This window comes from Achromobacter insuavis (assembly GCF_902859645.1).
GTDB lineage: Bacteria > Pseudomonadota > Gammaproteobacteria > Burkholderiales > Burkholderiaceae_B > Achromobacter > Achromobacter insuavis.
The window spans coordinates 1-6645 of record NZ_CADIJR010000146.1 but is presented as its reverse complement, the minus strand read 5'-3'; the positions used below and the strand labels follow the sequence as shown (position 1 = coordinate 6645).

8 protein-coding genes are annotated in these 6645 nt (G+C 71.5%); 5 read left to right on the top strand and 3 right to left on the bottom strand.

The features are described 5' to 3' along the window. The 3 genes from H0523_RS31270 to H0523_RS31260 all read left to right on the top strand — a co-directional run. Positions 1–181: M20/M25/M40 family metallo-hydrolase (locus H0523_RS31270; RefSeq protein WP_180180288.1), on the top strand; the 181-nt coding region annotated here is incomplete at its 5' end. Positions 182–210: 29 nt separating this feature from the next. Beyond that, positions 211–546: a thioredoxin family protein gene (locus H0523_RS31265; protein ID WP_006394163.1), complete on the top strand. Its 336-nt coding sequence runs from the start codon at positions 211–213 to the stop codon at positions 544–546. 59 nt (positions 547–605) lie between these two features. After that, positions 606–1496 carry a DMT family transporter gene (locus tag H0523_RS31260; RefSeq protein WP_054432481.1) on the top strand — a complete coding sequence of 297 codons (891 nt, stop codon included), beginning with the start codon at positions 606–608 and terminating at the stop codon, positions 1494–1496. A 53-nt stretch (positions 1497–1549) separates the two neighbouring features. On the opposite strand, the gene H0523_RS31255 is transcribed toward H0523_RS31260, so the two are convergent. Both H0523_RS31255 and H0523_RS31250 read right to left on the bottom strand, forming a co-directional pair. Continuing rightward, a complete protein-coding gene (locus H0523_RS31255) occupies positions 1550–2437 on the bottom strand; it encodes a DMT family transporter (RefSeq protein WP_054432271.1) in 888 nt (295 codons plus the stop codon). Then, a complete protein-coding gene (locus H0523_RS31250) occupies positions 2428–3162 on the bottom strand; it encodes a GNAT family N-acetyltransferase (protein ID WP_054432272.1) in 735 nt (244 codons plus the stop codon). Before H0523_RS31250 ends, H0523_RS31255 begins: the two co-directional genes overlap by 10 nt. Positions 3163–3312: 150 nt before the next feature. Between H0523_RS31250 and pdxR the strand changes: the two genes are divergently transcribed. After that, positions 3313–4803, top strand: a complete 1491-nt coding sequence (gene pdxR / locus H0523_RS31245; RefSeq protein WP_054432273.1) for a MocR-like pyridoxine biosynthesis transcription factor PdxR — start codon at positions 3313–3315, stop codon at positions 4801–4803. Positions 4804–4865: 62 nt separating this feature from the next. Here the strand turns inward: pdxR and H0523_RS31240 are convergent, their stop codons facing one another. Then, complete coding sequence (locus H0523_RS31240; RefSeq protein ID WP_054432274.1) at positions 4866–5498, bottom strand: LysE family translocator; 633 nt, start codon at positions 5496–5498, stop codon at positions 4866–4868. Between the two features lie 297 nt (positions 5499–5795). Here H0523_RS31240 and H0523_RS31235 point away from each other — a divergent pair, with 297 nt between their 5' ends. Further along, positions 5796–6626, top strand: a complete 831-nt coding sequence (locus tag H0523_RS31235; RefSeq protein ID WP_054432275.1) for a DUF72 domain-containing protein — start codon at positions 5796–5798, stop codon at positions 6624–6626. Positions 6627–6645 lie beyond the last annotated feature (19 nt).

Sequence of the window (6645 nt, the reverse complement as noted above, 5' to 3'; positions counted from 1 at the left end):
CGGCGCCGGCCACGACGCCGTCTACATGGCGCCCACCGGCCCCATCGGCATGATCTTCATCCCCTGCCTGAACGGGCGCAGCCACTGCCCCGAGGAATGGATCGAGCCGGCCCAACTGCTGGACGGCACCCGCGTGCTGTACCAGACCGTGCGGGAACTGGATCGCAGATTGTCCCGCTAACCCCGCCCCCCCCTCACCCCGACGCCGCCATGGACCAGATCGAACTAAACGACAGCACCGCCGACCGCTACCTGCTGGACACCCCCGGCCTGACGCTGCTGGTGTTCCACAGCCGCACCTGCGGCACCTGCCGCATCGCGCGCGAACAGCTGCCCAAGCTGGACCTGCCGGTGGAACGGGTGTGCTGGGTCGACGCCGGCGAGAACGGCGGCCTGGTGGAACGCTACGAGGTCTTCCACCTGCCGGCCATGTTCGTCACGCGCGACGGCGCCTTCTTCGGTCCGGTGCAGGCCAGCCTGGCCGAATGGGATCTGCGCCAGCAGATCGGACTGGCGCTGGACAGCTACCCGGCCGAATTGCCGTGAGCGCCGTCGCGGGCCTGGCCCCCACCCGCCGCCCCCTGGACACGCTGGCCACCGGCGTGATGCTGCTGCTGTGCGTGTGCTGGGGTTTCCAGCAGATCGCCATCAAGCTGGTGGCCGCCGACATCTCGCCCATCATGCAGGTGGGCTTGCGCTCGGCCTTTGCCGCGCTGGTGCTGGGCGTGGTGGTGTGGCGCGGCGAAGGCGCGCGCGCATGGCGCGACGGCACGCTGGGCGCCGGCGTGCTGGTGGGCCTGCTGTTCGGCTTCGAGTTCCTGGCGATCGCGCAGGGGCTGGTGTACACCACCGCCTCGCACATGTCGGTGTTCCTGTACACCGCGCCGATCTTCACCGCGCTGGGCCTGCACTGGCGCGTGCCGGAAGAACGCATGGCGCCGCTGCAATGGCTGGGCGTGGCCGTGGCGTTCGGCGGCATCGCCGTGGCCTTCCTGGGCAACGGCCAGCAGCCAGCAGCCGCGGCCGCCAGCAACATGCTGCTGGGCGACAGCCTCGGCCTGCTGGGCGGGCTGCTGTGGGGCGCCACCACGGTCGCGATCCGGCGCACCGCGCTGTCGGAAGCGGCGCCGTCCAAGACGCTGTTCTATCAGATGGCGATCGCCGCGCTGGTGCTGCTGGTCTATGCCGCGGCCACCGGCAACGCCGGCATCCGCTACACCCCGTCGGCCATGTTGAGCGTGGCGTTCCAGTCGGTGGTGGTGGCGCTGTCGAGCTATCTGGCCTGGTTCTGGCTGCTGCGGCGCTACCTGGCCTCGCGCCTGTCGATCCTGTCGTTCATGACGCCGCTGTTCGGCGTGTCGTTCGGCGTGCTGATCCTGGACGAACCGCTGGACGGCGCATTCGTGGTCGGCGCGCTGATGGTGCTGGCCGGCATCTCGCTGGTGAGCGGCGCCGGCCTGCTGCGCGAGAAGCTGCGGCGCAGCCGGCGGGCCTGACCGGCGCCAGGCGCCAGGCGCCAGACCCAGGCACCAGACCCACGCGCCGGCCGTCAGGCCCGGCGCGCGCCGCCCAGGTTCAACACGATCAGCGCCGCGCCCGCCAGCACCAGCGCGAAGCCCCACCAATCGGCCGCCGCGGGGCGATCGCCCACCAGCGCCATCGCGCCCAGCACGCCCACCACCGGCACCATCAGCGTGGTCAAGGCCGCCACCGTGGCGCTGACCCGTTCGCTCAGCACGAACCACAGCCAATACGCCACCGCCGTGCCCAGCACGATATGGAACGTCAGCGCCGCCGCCACCCGCGGGCTCCAGCCCTGCGCCGGAAACGCCTCGCCCGCCAGCAGCACGCCGGCCAGCGCGCAGGCCGCGCCCACCGCCAGCTGCCACGCCGTCACCACGATGCGGTGCCCCATCACCGGCCAGCGCTTCAGGTAGACCGTGCCGGCGGCCCACCCGAAGGCGGCGGTGAGCGGAAACACCAGGCCGCGCGCGGCGGCCAGGTCGTGATCGGCAAAGATGGCGCGCAGCACCGGCCAGGCCAGCACCGCCACGCCCAGTCCGCCCAGCAGCAGCGCCAGGCCGCGGCGGCGGTCCAGCCGCTCGCCCAGCACGGCCCAGGCCAGCAGCGCCGACATCATCGGCATGGTGAAAGTCAGCACCGCGGCGCGCGAGGTGCTGGTGCTGAGCTGGGCCCAGGCCACCGCCAGGTTGAACACCGCCACGGCCAGGATGCCGCCGATGACGATGCCCGGCCACGACGCCCGCGGCGGCAGCAGCGACAGCCCCTTGGCGCGCGCCAGCGCCAGCAGCAGCAAGGCGCCGCTGCCCAGCCCCAGCAGGCGCAGGGTGAACGGCGGGCAGATCGACAGCACGATCTTGACCGCCGGCCAGTTCAGGCCCCAGAACAGCGCCAGCGCAACGGGAATCAGGCGCACGCGGCCTTTTCCTGGGCGATCAGGTCCGCCAGGCCGTGGCGCTGGTTGCCTTCGGCGTCGAAGTTGTCGGGACTGAGCCAGCGCTCGTAGGCGGCGCGCAGGGCCGGCCATTCGCTGTCGATGATCGAGAACCAGGCGGTGTCGCGGCTGCGGCCGCGATACACGATGGCCTGGCGGAAGATGCCCTCGAACTGGAAGCCGAGACGGGTGGCGGCCGCGCGCGACGGCGCGTTCAGGCTGTCGCACTTCCATTCATAACGGCGGTAACCCAGTTCGTCGAAGGCGCGGCGCATCAGCAGGAACTGCGCCTCGGTGGCGATGCGGGTGCGCTTGAGCAGGCGCGAAAACGCCACATGGCCGACCTCGATCACGCCGTGCGCGGGTTCGATGCGCATCAGCGACAACGAACCGATGGCGCGGCCGCTGGCCAGGTCGATGACGGCATGATGGAACGGGTCGCTGCCCGGCTGCGCCTGGGCCTGTTCGGCGAACTTGCGGTAAGCGGCCTCGTCGGCGAACGGGCCGGCGGACATGTAGGTCCAGTCGCTGCCGTCGGGTGCCTGGTTGAAGGCATGGAACAGGTCCGCGGCATGGCGTTCGGCCGACAGCGGTTCGAGGCGGCAGTAGCGGCCCTGCGCGATCGCCATGGGCGGACGCGAACGCGGCGTCCAGTCGGGCAGGGCGGGACCGACGGGTTGTTGGTATTCGTTGACGCGGGGTTGCATGCTGCGAGGCCTCATCCAGGTTGGGGAACGCCGCCGCCAGTGGCGGACGCCCGCCAGGGCTTTTCCGTCGCGGCGGGCCCTGGCATGCTCCCACGATAGCCAAACCGTGGCATGATAAAAAGCACCACGACCTCTTGATTTAATAGAGCCATGACCGACCAAGCCGCCCTGCTCTCCAGCCCCCTGGCACGCGGGCCAGGCGCCCTGCCGCGCCAGCGCCAGCTGATCCAGCGGCTCAAGCAGGCCATCCTGGCGGGCCAGCTGCCCGCCGGCGGCAAGCTGCCGGCCTCGCGCGTGCTGGCCGACGAGCTCGACATCTCGCGCAATACGGTGCTGATCGCCTACGAGCAACTGACCGCCGAAGGCTACGTCATCGCCGACCGCCAGGGCACCCGGGTGGCGCCGCTGTCGGCCACCGCCGCCAGCGCCGCCAAGCAGGCCGCCAGGCAAGCCGCCGAACCGCCGCCCCCACCGGAGGCGCCGGCCTTTCGCACCGCCACGCGGCTGTCGCGCATCGTCTCGACGCGCGCGCCCAATGACGGCTCGCTGCCGCTCACGCCGGGCACGCCGGCCCTGACCCAGTTTCCCATCAACGCCTGGCGCCGCGCCCAGGACCGGGCGCTGCAGGCCGCCCCCGCCGCCACCCTGGGCTACGGTCCGCCGGTGGGCGAGCCGGCGCTGCGTGAAGCCATCGCCCAATACCTGCGGGTGTCGCGCGGGGTGCGCTGCGACGCCTCGCGCATCGTCATCACCGAAGGCGCGCAGGGCGCGCTGGCGCTGTGCGTGCAGTTGCTGACCAACCCCGGCGACACCGCCTGGCTCGAGGAGCCCGGCTACCGCGGGGCCAAGTCGGCCTTCCACGCGGGCGACCTGAACGTGGTGGCGATGCGGGTCGACGCCGACGGCGTCGCCATCCGCGACGAGGACTGGCGCACCCGGCCGCCGCGCCTGATCCAGACCACGCCGACGCATCAATACCCCACCGGCGCCGTGCTGTCGCTGGCGCGCCGCCTCGACCTGCTGGAGCGGGCGCGCCGCGCCGGCGCCTGGATCATCGAGGACGACTACGACAGCGAATTCCGCCACCAGGGCGAGCCGATCGCCGCGATGCAGGGCCTGCTGCCGGACGCGCCGGTGCTGTACGTGGGCACCTTCAGCAAGACCATGTTTCCCGCCCTGCGGCTGGGCTTCCTGGTGCTGCCGCAGGCGATCGCGGAACCGGCCATGCCGTCGATCTCGGAAATGCTGCGCGGCGGGCACCGGCTGGAGCAGCTGACCATGGCCGCCTTCATCGACAACGGCCAGTTCTCGCGCCACCTGGGCCGCATGCGGCGGCTGTACCGCGACCGCCAGGCGGCGCTGCGCGAGGCGCTGGCGCAGCACCTGGGCGTCGACCATGAAGTGCTGGGCGGCCACAGCGGCCTGCACCTGACGGTGCGGCTGCCGCCGGACATCCCGGACCGCGCCATCGTCGAGCAGGCGCGCCAGCTGGGCATGAATCCGAACGCGCTGTCGAGCTTCGCCATCACGCCGCAGCCGCAAGACAACGGCCTGGTGATCGGCTACGGCAACACCAGCGCCGACCGGTTTCCGGCGCTGGTCCGGCAATTGGGCAGGCTGGCCGTCACGCTGCGGCGCTGACGCGCGGGCCGTCACGGGCCGGGGCGGCCTGCGTCCGGCAACGCGTCTTCAGCGGCAGGCGCTCAGCGGCGCGAGTCCAGCGCCATGCGCACGGCCAGGCCGGCCAGCACCGTGCCCATCAGCCAGCGCTGGATCACGATCCACAGCGGGCGGCCGGCCAGGAAACCGGCGATCGAGCCGGCCATGATGGCGATGACCGCGTTGACCGACAGGCTGATGGCGACCTGCGTCAGGCCCAGCGCGATCGACTGGGTGAACACGCTGCCGTGGTCGGGCTGGATGAACTGCGGCAGCAGCGACACGTACAGCACGGCGATCTTGGGATTGAGCAGGTTGGTCACCAGGCCCATCGTGAACAGCGTGCGCGGGCTGCTGGCCGGCAGCTCGCGCACCTGGAACGGCGAGCGGCCGCCGGGACGCACCGCCTGCCAGGCCAGGTACAGCAGGTAGAGCGCGCCGCCGAAGCGCAGCGCGTCATAGGCATAGGGCACCGACATCAGCAGCACGGTCAGGCCGAAGGCCGCGCACAGCACGTAGAAGATGAAACCCACCGCCACTCCGGACAGCGAAATCAGGCCGGCCTTGGGCCCCTGCGAAATCGAGCGCGACACCAGGTAGATCATGTTGGGCCCGGGCGTGAGCACCATGCCCAGGGCGACCAGGGCGAACGTCAGGAGATTGGCAATGTCAGGCATGATGCGCCGGCGCGGGCCGGTCGATGGTGAAGGGATGAAGCATCACGTTATCTGAAATCTGTATCGGAACAGCGGGATTTTTCACGGCCGCGGCATGCGTGTTGCGCGCCCGCCGCAGGCCGCGCTGCAACGGCGGCGACGGCCGGCATCGCGGCCCGGATACAACAGCCGCGCCGCTTTTAAATGTGACCGGATGGGAGCGGCCGCCGGACCGGGATACAGTGATCGGATCGGCGCGCCCGCCAGGCCCGCGCGCGGCGCCGTTGAATGTCGATACGCCCCAGGGAGGACCCGCCCATGCCGCCACGCTCATCGTCCCCGCCCGCCCCGCGCGACGGCGCCATCCGCGTCGGCGTCGGCGGCTGGACCTACGCGCCCTGGCGCGGCCCCTTCTACCCGGAAGGCCTGCCGCATGCGCGCGAACTCGAGTACGCCAGCCGCCAGCTCAGCGCCATCGAGATCAACGGCACCTATTACAGCAGCCAGAAGCCGGCCACTTTCGCCAAGTGGCGCGACGAAACGCCTGACGGCTTCGTGTTCTCGCTCAAGGCATCGCGCTACGCCACCAACCGCCGCGAGCTGGCCGGCGCCGGCGAATCGGTGCACCGCTTCGTGCATGGCGGCATCGCCGAGCTCGGCCCCAAGCTGGGACCGATCGTGTGGCAGTTCGCGCCCACCAAGGTGTTCGACGCCGACGATTTCGGCGCCTTCCTGGCGCTGCTGCCGGACCAGGTCGACGGCCTGCCGCTGCGCCACGTGATGGACGTGCGCCACGCCAGCTTCGCCTGCCAGGCCTACCTGGACCTGGCGCGGCGCCACCACGTGGCCACGGTCTACACCGACAGCGAGGACTATCCGTCGCTGGCCGACCGCACCGCCGACTTCGTCTATGCCCGGCTGATGCGCGCCAGCACCGCCTTCAAGGCCGGCTATGCGCCCAAGGTGCTGGACGCGTGGGCCGACCGCCTGCGCACCTGGGCGCGCGGCGGCGATCCGGCCGATCTGCCGCGGGTCGACCCGCGCAAGCCGGCCGGCGCGGCGCATGCGCGCGACGTGTTCGCGTTCTTCATCAATGGCGCCAAGGAACGCGCGCCGGCGGCGGCGCGCGCCATGATCGAGCGCCTGTAGCCGGCGCGCGCACCGGCCG